Genomic DNA, 21,706 nt, shown 5'->3' on the forward strand with positions numbered 1-21,706 from the left:
GGGACTTTTTGCCCCAATGCCCGCGCTTAGAGGGTCAGGTAGACCATTTTGCGCGGGTCAGGCGGCCCTAATGGGTTTTGGTAGGGATAGAGGATTAGGCTTGGCTGCTGGCTAGCGTTTGGGGTCGTCGCATAAGCGTACAGGACTCCCCGAACAGTCACTCCCTGGCCGGGCTTCACAAGTGTTGGAGTCTGCTGTGATTGCCCGGGAATCGTGGCTCCAGGCTCCAGGAGGGCGAAGGTGCCCAGCGTATCAGGCGCTTCAGGGGTGCGCAAGGCAAGGACGGCGGGGACCTTTTCTCCCTTGGCATAGCCCGTTGGTCGCCATTCCAATACTGCTTCGAAAGGCAGGCGGTAGCCAGGGGCTACGGTCGGGTAATCAGCTTTTACATGCCGCCACAGGACTGGCAGCGCCATAATTCCCGGTTGTGCGGCTCTGGTTTGCTTGACTGATATCAGCTTCAGGTAGCCCTCTTTAGGCAGTAGCTGCTCGACTGCTGGACGAAGATTAGCGGGTGAGCCATTAGGTAATGCTGGTGGGCGCGTTGTGGCAAGCTTCCAGGCTGCCTGCCGCGCTTTCGCTTCTGGTGAATTAGCCGCTGCCTTGGCTACTTGCTGTAGAGCGTCGGCTGCGGCTTCATTGTCGTTTTTGCAAGCTGTAAGAAACGCCGAGGCACTCAGCATGCTGATGAGAAGGTATTTCATTGGAAAGAAGGGTTAGCGCCGACGGCGCGTTGGCGCGCCCGAGTCGGCTGAGGATATAGTGGGCAACTCTGACGAGGCGGATGGCGCAGAAGCGCTGGCCGAGGACCCACCGGAACTGCCTCCGCCCGATTTATCTGGTCCAAAGCCCATTTTGCGACCCAGTGCGCCACTTGCCCCACCGCCGTAGGCGCCGGGGAATACTACCCCGCTAACTGCCCCAGCAGCCCCGGCTACGGCTCCGGTAAACATGCCCACGAAGCCCTGCACTGCTGAGGAGCCGATAAGGAAGCTCGTCAGCCAAGGCACCATGCAGTAGAGGATGACGAAACCGATAGAGTTAATCAAGTAGGTTAAATCATCAGCGTAAGCACTTGGCGTCAGTCCTGTGGGCATGAGCACATTACCAGTGCCTGGGCGGGTAGCCGCATAGTTTGCATAAATGGTGTCCAGCAGCGAGTAGGTCAGGGACCAGAACTGAACGGCCATGAAATTCTGCAGCCACTGTTTGCCTAGCTGTGCAAAGGGAGGCAAGGCCGAAAGGCAGATGGCAATAGGCCCTCCCACGTACAAAAAAGCCACGATGTACTGGCGAATCATGACCAGCAGCTGCCGAATCAGCGCCACGGTACTGGTGGTGAATAGCTCGGTGAGCAGGTTTATAAGCGAGAACCGGGTCAGCTTGTCGAAGGTGGAGGAGATGTTGCTTATCTGCTCGTTTACAAACCCCGCGGTATTAGTGGCCTGGTCAGGTTGAATGGCCGGCGAGCCGACCGGGTTTGTCAGGCTTCGCAAGGACTGGGCGATAAATCCCGGCTCGTCCGGCGCTACTAGGCTGGAAAACGCCCCAATGGCCCCGCCAAGCAAGTCCATGAAGTCCCGGTAGAAGAACAGGATGAAGTACACGAACAGGGCCTTGAGCAGGGGCGAGAAGTCCATGCGCAACTGCCCGCCCTGCAGGTAGCCACGGCCCACGGTGTAGAGTAGCGCTACCGAGAGAAAGGGCGGAATCAGGTAGAGCTGGCAGGCCTGCAGCACCTTGCGCAGGGCCCCGTCGGCGGCCGTGATAAAGTCGGTGTCCAGGTCCATGCCGACCAGCAGAAAAAGCGCACCACTCATGCCGACAGCGCCCCCTTGCGCTTGCGCTTTTCTTCCACGAACTGGTCGACGGCAAAGTCCAGCCGCTGCTCGGTAACGGTGGTGTAGGTGGGCCGCCCGTCGGCGTCGCGTACCAGGTTGCCCAGCGCGTCGCGCACTTCCACCGGCCGCTGGCGCTGGTAGTGGCGCACGAGCTGGTTGAGATAGTTGCGCTCGGCCGGCCGCGAGGTCAGCACGGCGTCGAGCTGGGGCGAGGCTTCGAGCGCGTACACCTTGGCCTGGGCTCCCTGCTTGATGAAGAACTCCCGGAACGAGTCGGTCGAGCGCACCGAGCGAATCAAATCCATCTCGTGCCCGGTGAGGCCCAGCGGCGCCTGCAGGCGGTTGAGCGAAGCCTCGTTGGAGTGGCGCAGGATGATTTTGGTGCTGGAGTTGTCAATCAGCGTGTAGCCGATGGGCGAGTCGATGATTTCCTGAATGCCCTGGGTGATGATGGTGATGGAGCCGTTGGTTTTGCGGATGGTGCGGTACATCGAGACGATGAACTCCTCGAGCACACCCGAAAGCAGCGCCCAGGCCTCGTCGAGGGCGATGTACTTCACGGCATCGGGAAACTGCCGGAACAGGTCCAAACTCAGCTCGGTGATGAGCATGGCCACCACCGGGTAGAGCGTGGGGTCCGTTTTTACCCGGGCCAGGTCAAAGCAGATAAGCGGGTACTGGCTTAGCTGGGCCTCGCGGGTGGAGTTGAGCACCTTGGCGTAGCGCCCGCCCGACACGAACTCGCCCAGCACGAGGAAGAACTCGTGCATGTCGATGTACTTCATGTCGGTCTGGTACTGGGCCCGCTGCAGAGCCAGCACCGCGATGCTTTCATCCGTGGCGTCGCCCTCCCCGGGCGCGGGCGTTTCGGCCCGCATCCACTGGTCGTAGCGCTGCACGTACCTATAAAAGCTTTCCATTCCGGGAAACTCCTCGTCCGACTGGCCCAGCCGCTCGTGCAGGTTCAAATCGTGGTAGTAGCCGGTCAGAAAGCGCGAAAGGATGGTGCGCTCACTCTTGCTCAGGGCGCGGTCCTTGCCGCCCTTCCAGAGCGCGGCCAGCAGGGCCAGGTGGAAGTTGAGCTTCTCGTCGGAATAGTGCCAGGGACCGTTTTCGCCCTATTCGACTGGGCAAATCGCAGTTTGAATGCATTAACTCGATTACCCCAAGGCATTTTTGGTGCATGAAATTGGTCTATAAGCAGCTATTCCAATGGCCGATAATCCGAAATTTGGTCCTAACGCTCAAACTCCTGAGCAGCGGGCTTACGTGCTTCAGCAAATCAAAGCCGCCAATCCGCAATTAGTGCGCAACGCCACTCCTTACGCCCATCGGCTCTACGGCCGATACATCGCGGGCGAACTGAGCTGGGACGAGGTCTGTCAATTGCGCGATGCCCCGCAGGTGGTACCAGGCATCCATGCTCCGATTTAAGCAAGGGCTAATCTACTGTTGAGCTCACGCAGGTATTTGGTACCTTGCCTGCTTATCAGCTAGCGGGTCATCAATGCGTATTTCCCCGTTTTATTCGCCCTACCGGGGCATTGGATTGGAGGATGCGTGGCACGATGACAACGAATGCCCGATTGGCAAAAGCATTGCGATTAGGGACCGAATCGCCGGAAAAGGTCCCATTGATAAGCGGTGCCGATACTGTGAATTACTCGATAGACCACTTCTGTGCAAAAAGAGGGGAACACGTCCGAGCGAGTAATTTGCCCGTTCCGGGCATAGGTTTTCAGGCATGCCACGCCGCATTGTCTGCTTTGAAAAGCCTTAAAAAGCCCGTCTCAAACTGAGAAAATATGCCAAATTAGGACAGACAATGCGGCGTGGCATGCCTGAAAACCTAACGGTAGAACGACAAAGCCCCGTGCAGCAGAGGGCGAACCTTCAACGCGGCACGGGGCTTTCAGACGATGCGTCTGTGGGCTGTTCTATTCCTGGCCGGTTGCTCCTCAGCAGAGCCGGTTGCGCTTCAAACAGCCCTCAAATTTAGCTCGTTTTTCCCTTTTGTTGAGTGAAAAAGAAACTGTGGGTGTTATTAAACAAATAGGGGAAAACCTCCGGCTTGAAAGCCCAACAGGACCGCGCAGGAGGTGGAACCGGAACTTTCGGTCAGGGAAGAAAGGGAGACGGCAAACGCCTCTAAGTCCCTGCTACCCCAGCGTTCACGGCCGGTTGATTAAATACGCCCCGCCCACCAGCAGGGCGACCCCGACAAGTTTGGAAACCGACCAGGCGCTCCGCTCCAGGCCCAGCCACCCGGCCTGGTCGAGCAGCAGGGCCGTCACCAACTGGCCGGCCACGACCAGGGCAAACAAGTTGGCGGCCCCCACGCGCTTCAGCGACCAGGTGATGGTCAACACGTACCCCACGCCCAGGAGGCCGCCGGTCCAGCCGTACCACGGCACCCGGGCCAGGGCGGGCAGGGCCAGCGGCGGGGCCTGGGTGAGCAGCAGCAATACCCCGGCGACCACGCTGCCGCCCAGGTAGGAGATGAGCACGGCCCACAGCACATGCGGCACGGCGGTTTTGAGTTGGCTATTCACGGCTGACTGTAGCGTAATCGCTGCGCCGGCCAGGACCAATAATCCCAGGAGCAGGTATTTCATAGGAGGATTTGCCAACATCCACGGCCGTCAGGTAACGGCTTGGCTTTTTATTGAGGTACCAGTAAGGTACTATCAAATGATAATGTGAGGAATGGATGGCACCAGCGCCAGAACAAACGTTCGTTTTTACTGTCCTTTTTCGATGGCCTTAAGGGACGTGTAAAACCATCGTTCCTCGCTACTCTTACGCCGCATTCATACCTTACTGGCAGCATTCAACCTGCTTAGCTTCCGAGTCGGAGGTTTTCCCCTATTTGTTTAACAACACCCAACTGTCAAGAAAACTGTCAATTGTTGACAGTTTTCTTGACAGTTTCTTTTTCAGGCCACTTTTCTCCCCTATTGCCCCTATAGCTGGGTACTCTTGGCCATCTCGCGTAGTTGCTCCAAGCTGGGATTGAATGGTAGGGCAAGCTGGCCGGGGTTTTTGTCCTGTATCTGCTTGCGGACGTAGCTTTTGGCAAACGTCACACGGCTGCCGTTGAATATCACCAGGGGGTTCACAAAGTAGATTAGCGGGTCCGTGCTACGGGCTATCAGACCAGCTCCTATCAGCTCAGCTAAGCCGCTCGTAACAAGCCCCCTGCTCTTGTAAAGAGTGAATTTCATGCACTCCGACGCTGAGAAGTAGAACTCATCTCGACCTGCGCGGAGCTGGCGGAGAACATAGGTAAACACCCGGATGCCACGTGGGCTAAGCTCCCAAAAGTTGAGTAGACCGCTCAGGAAGACTTTTGCAAACTGTTCCTCGTCTACTTCCACTTCTCTAACAAACAGGCTTTCAGCTACTTTCTCGCCATTATTGTCGATTACCCAATACTTATTTTCCCCATTGCTGGTCTTCGGGGGCTTAATAGCTTGACGCTTTTTTGTGGTGCTAATCTCTAAAACGGCCTTCTCTGAAAACGGATTGTTCTCATTTTCAGGGTAGTCCGTCAATTTTCTGTACCAAGTCGTCATAGCCTTTTAAGTTTTTGCTGGGCAAACTTAATCAATGTGTTTAAAAAAACACGCCACTTTTAAAACCATTCACTTTAAGCTTTAAAACACCTCGTTGCAGAAAGGGTAGTGAATTTTTAAAAATGATTAGCCGCTATCACGGAAAAGTACAAACAGCATGTTTTAAGGTTTAAAACAGGTGTTTTAAATCTTAAAACAGACCCCCCTTGATTATCAGTTAGTTATGGCACTTGACTCTTAACTCTTACAAGACACCCCCCGCAATGCAATTGCGGGAGGGTGGCTTGGCCTTGCGTTTGGCGGTCAGTCCATGCTTATACCTCCCCCTCTGTTCTGACCTTTGCTCTGCTCTTGGTCGCGTTGCGCGGTGCGTTGCACAGCCTGGTCGTAAGCCTCCTTCATCGACACCCCGCCTGGCTTCAACTCGGCCAGTTCGAACCGGCTGCCGGTGGCTGTGTGGCGCAACTCGCCCTGTTTGGTGGTCGCGTCCTCCCGGTAGGTGTACCCAGGGAGCTTTTTTAGTTGCTCGGTCAGGTCGCCCGCTTGGCGAATAGGGGCCTTTAGGGCCTGCTGAACGTGTTTTTCGGCTTCAGCCTGCATACTGGAGCGAATCTGTTGGCCGTACGCCAGCACTTTCGCCGGCAACGTCTCGCCCTGGACCGCGAGCACGGCCGCTCGTTTGAATCCCCCCTCGAACAGCTCCCGCCGGCCGATTTCCTTCGTTTTGGTGCCCTCCACGCTCGCCAACTGCCGGGCAAGGGTCTTTTCCCGGTCTTTGGCCCCGGCGCTGTCCTGGGCGATGCTAGCCGCCTTGCTGGCCCGCTCGTTGACCGCGGCGAGCTGCCGGGCCAGCTCCGCGTTCAGCCGGGCCTCCTGCTCGGCCCGCCACTTGCTCAGGTTGACCAGGTCCAGTCCGCTCGGCCCCTCAATGCTCAGGCGCGTGGCCGGCTCTGGCTTGGTCAGCGTGGCCAGCTCGCCCCGGCTCCGCTCCTGGGCCCCGTAGACGTGGCGCATGACCTCGTGTTTGGCGCGGCTGTGCTCGACCCCTCGCTCCATCCCGAATGGCTTCATGGCCTCGGCGTATTCGGTTTGCAGGGCGCGCAGGGTCTTCGGATTGAACACGTCCTTAGCCGACAAGCGGCCGTCAGCCGTGAGGGGCACGACCACGGCGTGAAAGTGGGGCGTTAGCTCGTCCTGGTGCAGGGTGCAGCTCACCACGTTTTGCTCCCCAAACTTGCCCTTCAAAAATGCAATATTGGCCTCGGCCCATTGGCTGCCGTGCCAGTCGTGCGGGCTCCCATCGGCCTGGCGCTTGAACGCCTCCGGGCTGGCGGTCAGCAGCACCTCCACCCCGCGCACCGAATCCGGCCGGATTTTGGCCCCGGCCTCCTGAATGCGCTCGGTGGCCAGCTCCCAATAATTGCGCTCGGCCGTGTTGATGTACTCCCGGTTGAGGGGCTTGCGCTCGGTGTCAGCGTTGGGCGTTTCGCGCTGCCGGTAGTTGTGCGCGGTCTTGGCCGCACCCGCCTGGGCGGTCTTAATCTTGGCAACTCGGCAAATGGCGTAGGGCATGGGGCGGTGGGGAAAGGGGCTAGATACTGCGTAGGGCCGGCTGCAAGCCCCACACCGGACGCAGTCCGGTATAGTGGGTTATACCGTTGTTTTTCTTGCGCGGTTTTGGGCCGATTATTTACGCTACTCACTTACGCTAACGGGTCCTTTTCAGGGTATATGATGGGCAAAACTTACGCTTGTCACTTACGTTAATACCTTTATTTACTGGCTTTGACTGGCTTGATTCTACGCTGAAAAGCATTCGTTGCCTGCTCGTCGTTGTACTGGATACGTTCGACAATAGAGTTGTTTCCTACCCGCGCCCACCCCTGCACCAACGCCCGCAGCCCCGCCAGCTCTGCCTCTACCGGCAAGCCTTCAACCTGCCGTAAAGTGTCATTTGCAGTCCGGCCTACCGCCACCACAATGCCAGCCAAATAGCTCTCGTCGGCAGTCGGCGGATTCGGCCAAGCCTCCCCCTTCTTCACGAGCTGGTGCTGCACCACTCGGCACGAGGTTGAGCAGAATTTGCCCCCTCGACGCTTCGGCTCATAGTCCTTTCCACACTTTTGGCACTGTGCTATCATAGAATAAAAGTACAAATATGAGCTTTATATAAGTACGGTCTTTGCCCCAAACCAATCTATAATCTTTTGTATATTCGACTGGGCAAATCGCAGTTTGAATGCATTAACTCGATTACCCCAAGGCATTTTTGGTGCATGAAATTGGTCTATAAGCAGCTATTCCAATGGCCGATAATCCGAAATTTGGTCCTAACGCTCAAACTCCTGAGCAGCGGGCTTACGTGCTTCAGCAAATCAAAGCCGCCAATCCGCAATTAGTGCGCAACGCCACTCCTTACGCCCATCGGCTCTACGGCCGATACATCGCGGGCGAACTGAGCTGGGACGAGGTCTGTCAATTGCGCGATGCCCCGCAGGTGGTACCAGGCATCCATGCTCCGATTTAAGCAAGGGCTAATCTACTGTTGAGCTCACGCAGGTATTTGGTACCTTGCCTGCTTATCAGGCTAGCGGGTCATCAATGCGTATTTCCCCGTTTTATTCGCCCTACCGGGGCATTGGATTGGAGGATGCGTGGCACGATGACAACGAATGCCCGATTGGCAAAAGCATTGCGATTAGGGACCGAATCGCCGGAAAAGGTCCCATTGATAAGCGGTGCCGATACTGTGAATTACTCGATAGACCACTTCTGTGCAAAAAGAGGGGAACACGTCCGAGCGAGTAATTTGCCCGTTCCGGGCATAGGTTTTCAGGCATGCCACGCCGCATTGTCTGCTTTGAAAAGCCTTAAAAAGCCCGTCTCAAACTGAGAAAATATGCCAAATTAGGACAGACAATGCGGCGTGGCATGCCTGAAAACCTAACGGTAGAACGACAAAGCCCCGTGCAGCAGAGGGCGAACCTTCAACGCGGCACGGGGCTTTCAGACGATGCGTCTGTGGGCTGTTCTATTCCTGGCCGGTTGCTCCTCAGCAGAGCCGGTTGCGCTTCAAACAGCCCTCAAATTTAGCTCGTTTTTCCCTTTTGTTGAGTGAAAAAGAAACTGTGGGTGTTATTAAACAAATAGGGGAAAACCTCCGGCTTGAAAGCCCAACAGGACCGCGCAGGAGGTGGAACCGGAACTTTCGGTCAGGGAAGAAAGGGGAGACGGCAAACGCCTCTAAGTCCCTGCTACCCCAGCGTTCACGGCCGGTTGATTAAATACGCCCCGCCCACCAGCAGGGCGACCCCGACAAGTTTGGAAACCGACCAGGCGCTCCGCTCCAGGCCCAGCCACCCGGCCTGGTCGAGCAGCAGGGCCGTCACCAACTGGCCGGCCACGACCAGGGCAAACAAGTTGGCGGCCCCCACGCGCTTCAGCGACCAGGTGATGGTCAACACGTACCCCACGCCCAGGAGGCCGCCGGTCCAGCCGTACCACGGCACCCGGGCCAGGGCGGGCAGGGCCAGCGGCGGGGCCTGGGTGAGCAGCAGCAATACCCCGGCGACCACGCTGCCGCCCAGGTAGGAGATGAGCACGGCCCACAGCACATGCGGCACGGCGGTTTTGAGTTGGCTATTCACGGCTGACTGTAGCGTAATCGCTGCGCCGGCCAGGACCAATAATCCCAGGAGCAGGTATTTCATAGGAGGATTTGCCAACATCCACGGCCGTCAGGTAACGGCTTGGCTTTTTATTGAGGTACCAGTAAGGTACTATCAAATGATAATGTGAGGAATGGATGGCACCAGCGCCAGAACAAACGTTCGTTTTTACTGTCCTTTTTCGATGGCCTTAAGGGACGTGTAAAACCATCGTTCCTCGCTACTCTTACGCCGCATTCATACCTTACTGGCAGCATTCAACCTGCTTAGCTTCCGAGTCGGAGGTTTTCCCCTATTTGTTTAACAACACCCAACTGTCAAGAAAACTGTCAATTGTTGACAGTTTTCTTGACAGTTTCTTTTTCAGGCCACTTTTCTCCCCTATTGCCCCTATAGCTGGGTACTCTTGGCCATCTCGCGTAGTTGCTCCAAGCTGGGATTGAATGGTAGGGCAAGCTGGCCGGGGTTTTTGTCCTGTATCTGCTTGCGGACGTAGCTTTTGGCAAACGTCACACGGCTGCCGTTGAATATCACCAGGGGGTTCACAAAGTAGATTAGCGGGTCCGTGCTACGGGCTATCAGACCAGCTCCTATCAGCTCAGCTAAGCCGCTCGTAACAAGCCCCCTGCTCTTGTAAAGAGTGAATTTCATGCACTCCGACGCTGAGAAGTAGAACTCATCTCGACCTGCGCGGAGCTGGCGGAGAACATAGGTAAACACCCGGATGCCACGTGGGCTAAGCTCCCAAAAGTTGAGTAGACCGCTCAGGAAGACTTTTGCAAACTGTTCCTCGTCTACTTCCACTTCTCTAACAAACAGGCTTTCAGCTACTTTCTCGCCATTATTGTCGATTACCCAATACTTATTTTCCCCATTGCTGGTCTTCGGGGGCTTAATAGCTTGACGCTTTTTTGTGGTGCTAATCTCTAAAACGGCCTTCTCTGAAAACGGATTGTTCTCATTTTCAGGGTAGTCCGTCAATTTTCTGTACCAAGTCGTCATAGCCTTTTAAGTTTTTGCTGGGCAAACTTAATCAATGTGTTTAAAAAAACACGCCACTTTTAAAACCATTCACTTTAAGCTTTAAAACACCTCGTTGCAGAAAGGGTAGTGAATTTTTAAAAATGATTAGCCGCTATCACGGAAAAGTACAAACAGCATGTTTTAAGGTTTAAAACAGGTGTTTTAAATCTTAAAACAGACCCCCCTTGATTATCAGTTAGTTATGGCACTTGACTCTTAACTCTTACAAGACACCCCCCGCAATGCAATTGCGGGAGGGTGGCTTGGCCTTGCGTTTGGCGGTCAGTCCATGCTTATACCTCCCCTCTGTTCTGACCTTTGCTCTGCTCTTGGTCGCGTTGCGCGGTGCGTTGCACAGCCTGGTCGTAAGCCTCCTTCATCGACACCCCGCCTGGCTTCAACTCGGCCAGTTCGAACCGGCTGCCGGTGGCTGTGTGGCGCAACTCGCCCTGTTTGGTGGTCGCGTCCTCCCGGTAGGTGTACCCAGGGAGCTTTTTTAGTTGCTCGGTCAGGTCGCCCGCTTGGCGAATAGGGGCCTTTAGGGCCTGCTGAACGTGTTTTTCGGCTTCAGCCTGCATACTGGAGCGAATCTGTTGGCCGTACGCCAGCACTTTCGCCGGCAACGTCTCGCCCTGGACCGCGAGCACGGCCGCTCGTTTGAATCCCCCCTCGAACAGCTCCCGCCGGCCGATTTCCTTCGTTTTGGTGCCCTCCACGCTCGCCAACTGCCGGGCAAGGGTCTTTTCCCGGTCTTTGGCCCCGGCGCTGTCCTGGGCGATGCTAGCCGCCTTGCTGGCCCGCTCGTTGACCGCGGCGAGCTGCCGGGCCAGCTCCGCGTTCAGCCGGGCCTCCTGCTCGGCCCGCCACTTGCTCAGGTTGACCAGGTCCAGTCCGCTCGGCCCCTCAATGCTCAGGCGCGTGGCCGGCTCTGGCTTGGTCAGCGTGGCCAGCTCGCCCCGGCTCCGCTCCTGGGCCCCGTAGACGTGGCGCATGACCTCGTGTTTGGCGCGGCTGTGCTCGACCCCTCGCTCCATCCCGAATGGCTTCATGGCCTCGGCGTATTCGGTTTGCAGGGCGCGCAGGGTCTTCGGATTGAACACGTCCTTAGCCGACAAGCGGCCGTCAGCCGTGAGGGGCACGACCACGGCGTGAAAGTGGGGCGTTAGCTCGTCCTGGTGCAGGGTGCAGCTCACCACGTTTTGCTCCCCAAACTTGCCCTTCAAAAATGCAATATTGGCCTCGGCCCATTGGCTGCCGTGCCAGTCGTGCGGGCTCCCATCGGCCTGGCGCTTGAACGCCTCCGGGCTGGCGGTCAGCAGCACCTCCACCCCGCGCACCGAATCCGGCCGGATTTTGGCCCCGGCCTCCTGAATGCGCTCGGTGGCCAGCTCCCAATAATTGCGCTCGGCCGTGTTGATGTACTCCCGGTTGAGGGGCTTGCGCTCGGTGTCAGCGTTGGGCGTTTCGCGCTGCCGGTAGTTGTGCGCGGTCTTGGCCGCACCCGCCTGGGCGGTCTTAATCTTGGCAACTCGGCAAATGGCGTAGGGCATGGGGCGGTGGGGAAAGGGGCTAGATACTGCGTAGGGCCGGCTGCAAGCCACACCGGACGCAGTCCGGTATAGTGGGTTATACCGTTGTTTTTCTTGCGCGGTTTTGGGCCGATTATTTACGCTACTCACTTACGCTAACGGGTCCTTTTCAGGGTATATGATGGGCAAAACTTACGCTTGTCACTTACGTTAATACCTTTATTTACTGGCTTTGACTGGCTTGATTCTACGCTGAAAAGCATTCGTTGCCTGCTCGTCGTTGTACTGGATACGTTCGACAATAGAGTTGTTTCCTACCCGCGCCCACCCCTGCACCAACGCCCGCAGCCCCGCCAGCTCTGCCTCTACCGGCAAGCCTTCAACCTGCCGTAAAGTGTCATTTGCAGTCCGGCCTACCGCCACCACAATGCCAGCCAAATAGCTCTCGTCGGCAGTCGGCGGATTCGGCCAAGCCTCCCCCTTCTTCACGAGCTGGTGCTGCACCACTCGGCACGAGGTTGAGCAGAATTTGCCCCTCGACGCTTCGGCTCATAGTCCTTTCCACACTTTTGGCACTGTGCTATCATAGAATAAAAGTACAAATATGAGCTTTATATAAGTACGGTCTTTGCCCCAAACCAATCTATAATCTTTTGTATATTCGACTGGGCAAATCGCAGTTTGAATGCATTAACTCGATTACCCCAAGGCATTTTTGGTGCATGAAATTGGTCTATAAGCAGCTATTCCAATGGCCGATAATCCGAAATTTGGTCCTAACGCTCAAACTCCTGAGCAGCGGGCTTACGTGCTTCAGCAAATCAAAGCCGCCAATCCGCAATTAGTGCGCAACGCCACTCCTTACGCCCATCGGCTCTACGGCCGATACATCGCGGGCGAACTGAGCTGGGACGAGGTCTGTCAATTGCGCGATGCCCCGCAGGTGGTACCAGGCATCCATGCTCCGATTTAAGCAAGGGCTAATCTACTGTTGAGCTCACGCAGGTATTTGGTACCTTGCCTGCTTATCAGGCTAGCGGGTCATCAATGCGTATTTCCCCGTTTTATTCGCCCTACCGGGGCATTGGATTGGAGGATGCGTGGCACGATGACAACGAATGCCCGATTGGCAAAAGCATTGCGATTAGGGACCGAATCGCCGGAAAAGGTCCCATTGATAAGCGGTGCCGATACTGTGAATTACTCGATAGACCACTTCTGTGCAAAAAGAGGGGAACACGTCCGAGCGAGTAATTTGCCCGTTCCGGGCATAGGTTTTCAGGCATGCCACGCCGCATTGTCTGCTTTGAAAAGCCTTAAAAAGCCCGTCTCAAACTGAGAAAATATGCCAAATTAGGACAGACAATGCGGCGTGGCATGCCTGAAAACCTAACGGTAGAACGACAAAGCCCCGTGCAGCAGAGGGCGAACCTTCAACGCGGCACGGGGCTTTCAGACGATGCGTCTGTGGGCTGTTCTATTCCTGGCCGGTTGCTCCTCAGCAGAGCCGGTTGCGCTTCAAACAGCCCTCAAATTTAGCTCGTTTTTCCCTTTTGTTGAGTGAAAAAGAAACTGTGGGTGTTATTAAACAAATAGGGAAAACCTCCGGCTTGAAAGCCCAACAGGACCGCGCAGGAGGTGGAACCGGAACTTTCGGTCAGGGAAGAAAGGGGAGACGGCAAACGCCTCTAAGTCCCTGCTACCCCAGCGTTCACGGCCGGTTGATTAAATACGCCCCGCCCACCAGCAGGGCGACCCCGACAAGTTTGGAAACCGACCAGGCGCTCCGCTCCAGGCCCAGCCACCCGGCCTGGTCGAGCAGCAGGGCCGTCACCAACTGGCCGGCCACGACCAGGGCAAACAAGTTGGCGGCCCCCACGCGCTTCAGCGACCAGGTGATGGTCAACACGTACCCCACGCCCAGGAGGCCGCCGGTCCAGCCGTACCACGGCACCCGGGCCAGGGCGGGCAGGGCCAGCGGCGGGGCCTGGGTGAGCAGCAGCAATACCCCGGCGACCACGCTGCCGCCCAGGTAGGAGATGAGCACGGCCCACAGCACATGCGGCACGGCGGTTTTGAGTTGGCTATTCACGGCTGACTGTAGCGTAATCGCTGCGCCGGCCAGGACCAATAATCCCAGGAGCAGGTATTTCATAGGAGGATTTGCCAACATCCACGGCCGTCAGGTAACGGCTTGGCTTTTTATTGAGGTACCAGTAAGGTACTATCAAATGATAATGTGAGGAATGGATGGCACCAGCGCCAGAACAAACGTTCGTTTTTACTGTCCTTTTTCGATGGCCTTAAGGGACGTGTAAAACCATCGTTCCTCGCTACTCTTACGCCGCATTCATACCTTACTGGCAGCATTCAACCTGCTTAGCTTCCGAGTCGGAGGTTTTCCCCTATTTGTTTAACAACACCCAACTGTCAAGAAAACTGTCAATTGTTGACAGTTTTCTTGACAGTTTCTTTTCAGGCCACTTTTCTCCCTATTGCCCCTATAGCTGGGTACTCTTGGCCATCTCGCGTAGTTGCTCCAAGCTGGGATTGAATGGTAGGGCAAGCTGGCCGGGGTTTTTGTCCTGTATCTGCTTGCGGACGTAGCTTTTGGCAAACGTCACACGGCTGCCGTTGAATATCACCAGGGGGTTCACAAAGTAGATTAGCGGGTCCGTGCTACGGGCTATCAGACCAGCTCCTATCAGCTCAGCTAAGCCGCTCGTAACAAGCCCCCTGCTCTTGTAAAGAGTGAATTTCATGCACTCCGACGCTGAGAAGTAGAACTCATCTCGACCTGCGCGGAGCTGGCGGAGAACATAGGTAAACACCCGGATGCCACGTGGGCTAAGCTCCCAAAAGTTGAGTAGACCGCTCAGGAAGACTTTTGCAAACTGTTCCTCGTCTACTTCCACTTCTCTAACAAACAGGCTTTCAGCTACTTTCTCGCCATTATTGTCGATTACCCAATACTTATTTTCCCCATTGCTGGTCTTCGGGGGCTTAATAGCTTGACGCTTTTTTGTGGTGCTAATCTCTAAAACGGCCTTCTCTGAAAACGGATTGTTCTCATTTTCAGGGTAGTCCGTCAATTTTCTGTACCAAGTCGTCATAGCCTTTTAAGTTTTTGCTGGGCAAACTTAATCAATGTGTTTAAAAAAACACGCCACTTTTAAAACCATTCACTTTAAGCTTTAAAACACCTCGTTGCAGAAAGGGTAGTGAATTTTTAAAAATGATTAGCCGCTATCACGGAAAAGTACAAACAGCATGTTTTAAGGTTTAAAACAGGTGTTTTAAATCTTAAAACAGACCCCCCTTGATTATCAGTTAGTTATGGCACTTGACTCTTAACTCTTACAAGACACCCCCCGCAATGCAATTGCGGGAGGGTGGCTTGGCCTTGCGTTTGGCGGTCAGTCCATGCTTATACCTCCCCTCTGTTCTGACCTTTGCTCTGCTCTTGGTCGCGTTGCGCGGTGCGTTGCACAGCCTGGTCGTAAGCCTCCTTCATCGACACCCCGCCTGGCTTCAACTCGGCCAGTTCGAACCGGCTGCCGGTGGCTGTGTGGCGCAACTCGCCCTGTTTGGTGGTCGCGTCCTCCCGGTAGGTGTACCCAGGGAGCTTTTTTAGTTGCTCGGTCAGGTCGCCCGCTTGGCGAATAGGGGCCTTTAGGGCCTGCTGAACGTGTTTTTCGGCTTCAGCCTGCATACTGGAGCGAATCTGTTGGCCGTACGCCAGCACTTTCGCCGGCAACGTCTCGCCCTGGACCGCGAGCACGGCCGCTCGTTTGAATCCCCCCTCGAACAGCTCCCGCCGGCCGATTTCCTTCGTTTTGGTGCCCTCCACGCTCGCCAACTGCCGGGCAAGGGTCTTTTCCCGGTCTTTGGCCCCGGCGCTGTCCTGGGCGATGCTAGCCGCCTTGCTGGCCCGCTCGTTGACCGCGGCGAGCTGCCGGGCCAGCTCCGCGTTCAGCCGGGCCTCCTGCTCGGCCCGCCACTTGCTCAGGTTGACCAGGTCCAGTCCGCTCGGCCCCTCAATGCTCAGGCGCGTGGCCGGCTCTGGCTTGGTCAGCGTGGCCAGCTCGCCCCGGCTCCGCTCCTGGGCCCCGTAGACGTGGCGCATGACCTCGTGTTTGGCGCGGCTGTGCTCGACCCTCGCTCCATCCCGAATGGCTTCATGGCCTCGGCGTATTCGGTTTGCAGGGCGCGCAGGGTCTTCGGATTGAACACGTCCTTAGCCGACAAGCGGCCGTCAGCCGTGAGGGGCACGACCACGGCGTGAAAGTGGGGCGTTAGCTCGTCCTGGTGCAGGGTGCAGCTCACCACGTTTTGCTCCCCAAACTTGCCCTTCAAAAATGCAATATTGGCCTCGGCCCATTGGCTGCCGTGCCAGTCGTGCGGGCTCCCATCGGCCTGGCGCTTGAACGCCTCCGGGCTGGCGGTCAGCAGCACCTCCACCCCGCGCACCGAATCCGGCCGGATTTTGGCCCCGGCCTCCTGAATGCGCTCGGTGGCCAGCTCCCAATAATTGCGCTCGGCCGTGTTGATGTACTCCCGGTTGAGGGGCTTGCGCTCGGTGTCAGCGTTGGGCGTTTCGCGCTGCCGGTAGTTGTGCGCGGTCTTGGCCGCACCCGCCTGGGCGGTCTTAATCTTGGCAACTCGGCAAATGGCGTAGGGCATGGGGCGGTGGGAAAGGGCTAGATACTGCGTAGGGCCGGCTGCAAGCCTTCACCGGACGCAGTCCGGTATAGTGGGTTATACCGTTGTTTTTCTTGCGCGGTTTTGGGCCGATTATTTACGCTACTCACTTACGCTAACGGGTCCTTTTCAGGGTATATGATGGGCAAAACTTACGCTTGTCACTTACGTTAATACCTTTATTTACTGGCTTTGACTGGCTTGATTCTACGCTGAAAAGCATTCGTTGCCTGCTCGTCGTTGTACTGGATACGTTCGACAATAGAGTTGTTTCCTACCCGCGCCCACCCCTGCACCAACGCCCGCAGCCCCGCCAGCTCTGCCTCTACCGGCAAGCCTTCAACCTGCCGTAAAGTGTCATTTGCAGTCCGGCCTACCGCCACCACAATGCCAGCCAAATAGCTCTCGTCGGCAGTCAGCGGATTCGGCCAAGCCTCCCCTTCTTCACGAGCTGGTGCTGCACCACTCGGCACGAGGTTGAGCAGAATTTGCCCCCTCGACGCTTCGGCTCATAGTCCTTTCCACACTTTTGGCACTGTGCTATCATAGAATAAAAGTACAAATATGAGCTTTATATAAGTACGGTCTTTGCCCCAAACCAATCTATAATCTTTTGTATATTCGACTGGGCAAATCGCAGTTTGAATGCATTAACTCGATTACCCCAAGGCATTTTTGGTGCATGAAATTGGTCTATAAGCAGCTATTCCAATGGCCGATAATCGAAATTTGGTCCTAACGCTCAAACTCCTGAGCAGCGGGCTTACGTGCTTCAGCAAATCAAAGCCGCCAATCCGCAATTAGTGCGCAACGCCACTCCTACGCCCATCGGCTCTACGGCCGATACATCGCGGGCGAACTGAGCTGGGACGAGGTCTGTCAATTGCGCGATGCCCCGCAGGTGGTACCAGGCATCCATGCTCCGATTTAAGCAAGGGCTAATCTACTGTTGACAACTCCAAGTCCGACACGATGCGGGTTTTGTGGAAGTCATTGGGCCTTCTAGGATTGGCCTGTAGTAAGTCGAGTTCCTTCTCGAATAGTCCTTTGCAGGCCGTGCGTACCCTGGCGTATGCCTCGGCTCCGTCATTGTTGCCCAGTACGGCAGACACCGGTATATCTATCGGGGGTAATGCTGTGTCGCCTTGCGAGCCGTGGTTGATGCCGCGTAAGGCCTCGACGAAGATGCGGGCCTCTACCTCTCCCATCCGTAGCGGCGTCCGGATTAGGTGGTTGTGTTGGAAGGCAACCGTATTGCTGCGCCGGGCAAGATTGTCGCTGCTGCTGCCCAGCTGCGCCGGAACCTGCTGCAGCGGTTGTGGTTGCTCAATCCGTATTGATTCATACAACGGCCCGCGCGGGGCCTCTATCCGTTCCACCGGTACCCCTTCCCGTAGGGCGTTGGTGATGGCTGCAGCAGTAACAGGTTGCCCGCCTGCACTCAGGGCCTCATACAGCAGCAGGGCGCGCGAACGAAGGGTTTGCAGCACCTTGTTCTGTTCTTCAACCTCACTCCCCTGGCCTAGTACCCGCTGGTTTGCGCTGTCCCAGTTGTCAGGTTCTACGAGTATGCCCGTCGAACACTCCGACCGGCGTTTGTGGAGCGTGATACGCTGCAGTATGATACGGTCGGTACGGGTGATACTCTCTGACCTTCGGGCGACGAATCGGATAGCTGGTTTAGGCATATTTTGGTCTGTTCGTATGCCCTGCAATATACTATTGTGTACTCGAAAAACGAGTTGTACATAGTTACCGTCCGAGTTGTACATAGTTACCGTCCGAGTTGTACATAGTTGCGCGGGGGGGTACCGTCCGAGTTGTACATAATAGACCGTCCGAGTTGTACATAGTTGGGCTCACTACAGATTGAAGGCCAGCGCGTTACGAGCCCTTAAAAAGAAAGAACTATAAGTATCAAAAAGCTCTAAAAAGGGAAATACCCTCTTTCGCGGGGTGAATTTGGCCGGTTTTCGGGCCTGGTTGGGCCTGGTTTTGGGGGTCAGGTGCCGGTGCCCAGCGGCGGGGCCGATTAGCTTCTAGGGTGGGAATTACCCTCGGCTGAATCGGGCGGCGCGACCGGCGCGGAACAAACACGAAGCCAGACTCACCGGGGGGCGCGCTGCTAATATCGTTAGATATATATATCTGACTAAAAGAAGTAGCAAGAATGGCCGTGAACTGACTTGTATTCTTCGTAAATTTGCATTGTGTCTTGAATAGGTGCCACGGTGTAGGAAGCCGTGTGTAGTATCATCCTCACTCTTGCTTTGCAGACTGAGGCCCGGCCCCCGGCTACGTAGTTCCTACCTGCGTATCGGGGGCCTCTTGTTTGCAGGCAGGGCGTCCCGATGCCTCGATGTTCGACTATGCCTCCCACTATGCCGACTTACAACCCGATGAAATGGATACAGTCCTGGCCTCGCTGCGCTGGCCAGCTCTAACGGCATAGTCGATAAATTCCAACGGGTGAAGGTGTATGGGCAAAGAGGCCAGACGGTTATACTCAATCTGTCAGAATGCTCTTTGCAGGTCAAGGGCTCGTTACCTGCCTTTCTGCAGGGACACAACAACGAGTTGCTGACCTTCACGCAAATCGGGCAAGTAGTCAAAGAGCTAGCCGAATGGGTGGGGCTAACCCCTGAACGGCTGCAAACACGTAGGCTGGAACTGTCGGCAGATGCGCGGCTAACCTCGGACGTTCGTGCGTTCCTAGAATCGTTGCGCCACCACAAGGGGAGTAGTTTCAGCATAGTGTTACCCACGAAAGGAGCCGCCCGACCGTTGGAACACGTGAGCACCCACGCCGATATGTGGGTGAAGTTCTACGACCAATCCAAATACGCTGCCCAGGAAGGCTACCTAGTAACAGTGCCCAATAAAGTCCGGTACGAAGTAGTTGCCAGACGTGCGCGGGCTGTGTCGGCGTTGCTGGGTAAGGACAAAGGCACCGTAACGCTGGCAGACTTGGCAACGCCTGCCACCTACGCTGCTGCAGCTGCTACGCTGCTACAAGTATTCAGCGAAGTAGTGCGGGAACGGCCGTTAGACTTCACCGGATTGGCACCTCAGGAAATGAGCCTACTGCAGTCGGGTGGCAGTATGGAATGGCGGAAGGAGTTCAAGAAGAACGTGCATCCCAACACGTACAAAAAGTACCTCAGGGATTATAAACGTCTGCGAGCTGCCCATGATGAACGGACGAAAACGGACATTTATGGGGACACTATCCGCGCGGCCGTAGGGGCGTCCCTGGCCACGTCCCAGGGTGGCAGGGAATGTACCTTTTTCCACACGTTAAGTCAGTTGGAAACCGGTACACACCCTCACACACCCACAACCCTCTTACTGCCTGCTGCAGCGGGCGAAGGATGGCAGGCTGGTAGGCAGGATGGATGGCAGGCCCGCCCGTTGGCGGTGGTTCAGTCAGACGACGACGAAGGAGCGAGCGAACAGACGGAAGGCAGTATGCAGGTGCGTACACCCTCAGCTGGTGGCCCCGTCGATGGAGGCCCGCAACACGCCCCCGCCCCGATGGAGGTGAGCCCCGCCCAACCTGGCCAGCGGTACTGCCACACGTGCGGCCTGCCTATCAACACGGGCAACCCGAACGCGAAGTTCTGCAGCGCAAAGGAACGCGGCGCGCAACACGCCAAACGGTGCCGGAATGAGGACAGCAACGCCCGACTAGCCGACCGCCGCAAGGTAGAAGCACGGGAGGCCCGCATAGGTGGCACCCTGCCTTTGTTCGCAGCCTGACAACGACACACCCAAAAACCGCCCCCGACCTGCGGCCCGTTGGCCTGGCCTACGATGCTGGCCACGGTGTGCGGCCCGTCCCTCTCAGTCTACACGATGCCTCTCACCTGCCTGCCACTTGCCCTGCTCTGCCTGCTGCAGACGCCCGCCCGCCCGGTTCCAGCTGGCCACGGTGCGCGCGCCCTGCCTGTCCGGTCGGTGTACCTCTGTCAGGGTTCCCGGTCCTATGCCTACCACGTCAGCCCCCGGTGTGAGGGGTTGGCCTGGTGCACCACGCCGCTACGCCGGGCCACGGTTGCTGCTGCCACGAAGGAAGGCCGGTACCCGTGCGGCCGGTGCCGACCTGCCAGCCGATAAATACGGCACTTTCGGCGGGTTTCGGCCTGCTGACTGCCCACGGTTTCCGACCTTTACACTACTGCTCTGCCTGGCCTCAACCGGTGCCACACACCTACTGCCTGCGCTGCCCAGCCCGCCCGGCTGGCCTTGCGCTGCGCCGGTCGGGGCCGGGCCTCGGCACTCTCAGCTGATGGTGCCCAGCCTGCAAAGTTCAGGCAATGCAGAGGCGCGCCCGCTGGCCTGGTGCCGACCGTCCCAGGGGTGGGTGTGGTCCTTCCCGACCGGGCCGGGCCAACCGCTACGGGGTGCCGTTTTCTCACACGTCCAAAATTCACCTAAAGGGGGGCCGGTGACGACCGACCCAGGGGTGGGTGTAGTCCTTGCCCGCTGTCAGCTCCCACCGCAGAGGGGAGGTCCGGCCGCCCACGTGCAAAACTCAACCCCAAAAGTCCGGCCCGAAACTTTACTTAACAGACACGTTCCCTAAGGATTTCGGCTAACTTGTAGGGTGGTTGTCAAGTAGGCAGCTCCGGCCCGCTGGCCACGTTCCCCGATGCCTAGACGCCCCAACTTCCCGACGACGACCGACGAAACCCAACGGCTGGAACTGGCCTACCTGCTGCGCTCCGGCCTGCTGCGGCCGGGTACCTCGACTGCAACGACCCTCACGTGGTCAAGTCGGGGGCAAGTAACCGGCCGAATCGGGCTAGAGGTGCACAACCACAACAACGGCCGGTACCTGCGCCTGCACTACACGGTGAACGGGGCCACGTCCTACGACTACCGGGTGGAACTCGAATCAGTGGCCAGCAACCTACCGGGCAACGGTGGCCAGCGGCTCTACATGGTGTGCCCAGTATCCGGACGCCGGGCCACGGTGCTCTACTTGCGCGCCGGTACGGGCACCTTCGCCCACCGCCTGGCCTACGGCCCCGAACGGCTGTACTACGATTCCCAGCTGGAGCCCAAACGGTTCCGGGGCATGGGCAAATACTTCGCCGTGGATAGAGAGTGGGAGAAAGAGTACCGCAAAGGCCGCAAAACCCACTACCGGGGGCGTCCTACGCGCTGGTACGCCCGCCTGCTGCGGTTGGAGGTTCAGGCCGATGCGGCGGCCCCTCAGCTGCTGCAGCTGCTAGAACGCTACTAGGTGCCCGCCCACCGGCCGGTCGGCACCGGGTATTCTCGGACCATTCACGCGCGCGCGAGGCCCTACCGGACAAGATAGGACCGGGCCTTGCAAATCTCACTTGTTCAGTATTTGGACGTTT

At 57.0% G+C, this 21,706-nt stretch carries 22 protein-coding genes; 5 read left to right on the forward strand and 17 right to left on the reverse strand.

Annotated elements, in window-relative coordinates; genetic code table 11:
* Positions 1-26: 26 nt before the first annotated feature.
* The 3 genes from ACN19L_RS22605 to ACN19L_RS22615 are packed head-to-tail and all read right to left on the reverse strand — an operon-like array spanning position 27 to position 2,809.
* A complete protein-coding gene (locus ACN19L_RS22605; RefSeq protein ID WP_190786153.1) occupies positions 27-704 on the reverse strand; it encodes a hypothetical protein in 678 nt (225 codons plus the stop codon).
* A gap of 12 nt (positions 705-716) precedes the next feature.
* Positions 717-1,820 carry a hypothetical protein gene (locus ACN19L_RS22610; RefSeq protein ID WP_426491495.1) on the reverse strand — a complete coding sequence of 368 codons (1,104 nt, stop codon included), beginning with the start codon at positions 1,818-1,820 and terminating at the stop codon, positions 717-719.
* Positions 1,817-2,809 (reverse strand): hypothetical protein, encoded by a 993-nt coding sequence (locus ACN19L_RS22615; RefSeq protein ID WP_426491529.1) that lies wholly within the window; start codon positions 2,807-2,809, stop codon positions 1,817-1,819. Before ACN19L_RS22615 ends, ACN19L_RS22610 begins: the two co-directional genes overlap by 4 nt.
* A gap of 244 nt (positions 2,810-3,053) precedes the next feature.
* On the opposite strand from ACN19L_RS22615, the gene ACN19L_RS22620 reads away from it, so the two are divergent.
* Positions 3,054-3,275 (forward strand): hypothetical protein, encoded by a 222-nt coding sequence (locus ACN19L_RS22620; protein WP_426491530.1) that lies wholly within the window; start codon positions 3,054-3,056, stop codon positions 3,273-3,275.
* A gap of 737 nt (positions 3,276-4,012) precedes the next feature.
* Here ACN19L_RS22620 and ACN19L_RS22625 read toward each other — a convergent pair.
* From ACN19L_RS22625 to ACN19L_RS22640, 4 genes are all read right to left on the reverse strand, one after another.
* Complete coding sequence (locus ACN19L_RS22625) at positions 4,013-4,456, reverse strand: DMT family transporter (RefSeq protein WP_179225632.1); 444 nt, start codon at positions 4,454-4,456, stop codon at positions 4,013-4,015.
* Between the two features lie 348 nt (positions 4,457-4,804).
* Positions 4,805-5,416 carry a RepA protein gene (locus tag ACN19L_RS22630; protein WP_283567001.1) on the reverse strand — a complete coding sequence of 204 codons (612 nt, stop codon included), beginning with the start codon at positions 5,414-5,416 and terminating at the stop codon, positions 4,805-4,807.
* A 303-nt stretch (positions 5,417-5,719) separates the two neighbouring features.
* A complete protein-coding gene (gene mobV / locus ACN19L_RS22635; RefSeq protein WP_426491531.1) occupies positions 5,720-6,988 on the reverse strand; it encodes a MobV family relaxase in 1,269 nt (422 codons plus the stop codon).
* A gap of 200 nt (positions 6,989-7,188) precedes the next feature.
* Entirely contained in the window at positions 7,189-7,473 is a 285-nt protein-coding gene (locus ACN19L_RS22640; RefSeq protein WP_426491532.1) for a hypothetical protein, read from the reverse strand.
* Positions 7,474-7,721: 248 nt separating this feature from the next.
* On the opposite strand from ACN19L_RS22640, the gene ACN19L_RS22645 reads away from it, so the two are divergent.
* Positions 7,722-7,943, forward strand: a complete 222-nt coding sequence (locus ACN19L_RS22645; protein ID WP_426491530.1) for a hypothetical protein — start codon at positions 7,722-7,724, stop codon at positions 7,941-7,943.
* A 739-nt stretch (positions 7,944-8,682) separates the two neighbouring features.
* Here the strand turns inward: ACN19L_RS22645 and ACN19L_RS22650 are convergent.
* From ACN19L_RS22650 to ACN19L_RS22665, 4 genes are all read right to left on the reverse strand, one after another.
* Positions 8,683-9,126: a DMT family transporter gene (locus ACN19L_RS22650; RefSeq protein WP_179225632.1), complete on the reverse strand. Its 444-nt coding sequence runs from the start codon at positions 9,124-9,126 to the stop codon at positions 8,683-8,685.
* A gap of 348 nt (positions 9,127-9,474) precedes the next feature.
* On the reverse strand, positions 9,475-10,086 hold the full coding sequence (locus ACN19L_RS22655) for a RepA protein (RefSeq protein ID WP_283567001.1): 612 nt from the start codon (positions 10,084-10,086) through the stop codon (positions 9,475-9,477).
* Positions 10,087-10,400: 314 nt separating this feature from the next.
* The gene (gene mobV / locus ACN19L_RS22660) at positions 10,401-11,657 is read right to left on the reverse strand and encodes a MobV family relaxase (protein WP_426491533.1); all 1,257 of its coding nucleotides are present in this window, start codon (positions 11,655-11,657) and stop codon (positions 10,401-10,403) included.
* Between the two features lie 198 nt (positions 11,658-11,855).
* Positions 11,856-12,140, reverse strand: coding sequence for a hypothetical protein (locus ACN19L_RS22665; protein ID WP_426491532.1), 285 nt, complete (start codon positions 12,138-12,140; stop codon positions 11,856-11,858).
* Between the two features lie 247 nt (positions 12,141-12,387).
* Between ACN19L_RS22665 and ACN19L_RS22670 the strand changes: the two genes are divergently transcribed.
* Positions 12,388-12,609 carry a hypothetical protein gene (locus ACN19L_RS22670; protein WP_426491530.1) on the forward strand — a complete coding sequence of 74 codons (222 nt, stop codon included), beginning with the start codon at positions 12,388-12,390 and terminating at the stop codon, positions 12,607-12,609.
* Between the two features lie 738 nt (positions 12,610-13,347).
* Here ACN19L_RS22670 and ACN19L_RS22675 read toward each other — a convergent pair.
* The 6 genes from ACN19L_RS22675 to ACN19L_RS22700 all read right to left on the reverse strand — a co-directional run bounded on the left by ACN19L_RS22675 (position 13,348) and on the right by ACN19L_RS22700 (position 17,827).
* Positions 13,348-13,791, reverse strand: a complete 444-nt coding sequence (locus ACN19L_RS22675; protein ID WP_179225632.1) for a DMT family transporter — start codon at positions 13,789-13,791, stop codon at positions 13,348-13,350.
* A gap of 346 nt (positions 13,792-14,137) precedes the next feature.
* Positions 14,138-14,749, reverse strand: a complete 612-nt coding sequence (locus ACN19L_RS22680) for a RepA protein (RefSeq protein WP_283567001.1) — start codon at positions 14,747-14,749, stop codon at positions 14,138-14,140.
* Between the two features lie 314 nt (positions 14,750-15,063).
* Positions 15,064-15,762 (reverse strand): hypothetical protein, encoded by a 699-nt coding sequence (locus ACN19L_RS22685; RefSeq protein ID WP_426491534.1) that lies wholly within the window; start codon positions 15,760-15,762, stop codon positions 15,064-15,066.
* Entirely contained in the window at positions 15,708-16,319 is a 612-nt protein-coding gene (gene mobV, locus ACN19L_RS22690; protein WP_426491535.1) for a MobV family relaxase, read from the reverse strand. Before mobV (ACN19L_RS22690) ends, ACN19L_RS22685 begins: the two co-directional genes overlap by 55 nt.
* A gap of 197 nt (positions 16,320-16,516) precedes the next feature.
* A complete protein-coding gene (locus ACN19L_RS22695; RefSeq protein WP_426491536.1) occupies positions 16,517-16,810 on the reverse strand; it encodes a hypothetical protein in 294 nt (97 codons plus the stop codon).
* A 465-nt stretch (positions 16,811-17,275) separates the two neighbouring features.
* Complete coding sequence (locus ACN19L_RS22700; protein ID WP_426491537.1) at positions 17,276-17,827, reverse strand: hypothetical protein; 552 nt, start codon at positions 17,825-17,827, stop codon at positions 17,276-17,278.
* A 1,264-nt stretch (positions 17,828-19,091) separates the two neighbouring features.
* Between ACN19L_RS22700 and ACN19L_RS22705 the strand changes: the two genes are divergently transcribed.
* Positions 19,092-20,096: a hypothetical protein gene (locus tag ACN19L_RS22705; RefSeq protein ID WP_426491538.1), complete on the forward strand. Its 1,005-nt coding sequence runs from the start codon at positions 19,092-19,094 to the stop codon at positions 20,094-20,096.
* An 892-nt stretch (positions 20,097-20,988) separates the two neighbouring features.
* Complete coding sequence (locus ACN19L_RS22710) at positions 20,989-21,585, forward strand: hypothetical protein (RefSeq protein ID WP_426491539.1); 597 nt, start codon at positions 20,989-20,991, stop codon at positions 21,583-21,585.
* The last annotated feature ends 121 nt before the right edge of the window (positions 21,586-21,706 follow it).

It is taken from the genome of Hymenobacter sp. 102 (assembly GCF_049949205.1).
Lineage (GTDB): Bacteria > Bacteroidota > Bacteroidia > Cytophagales > Hymenobacteraceae > Hymenobacter.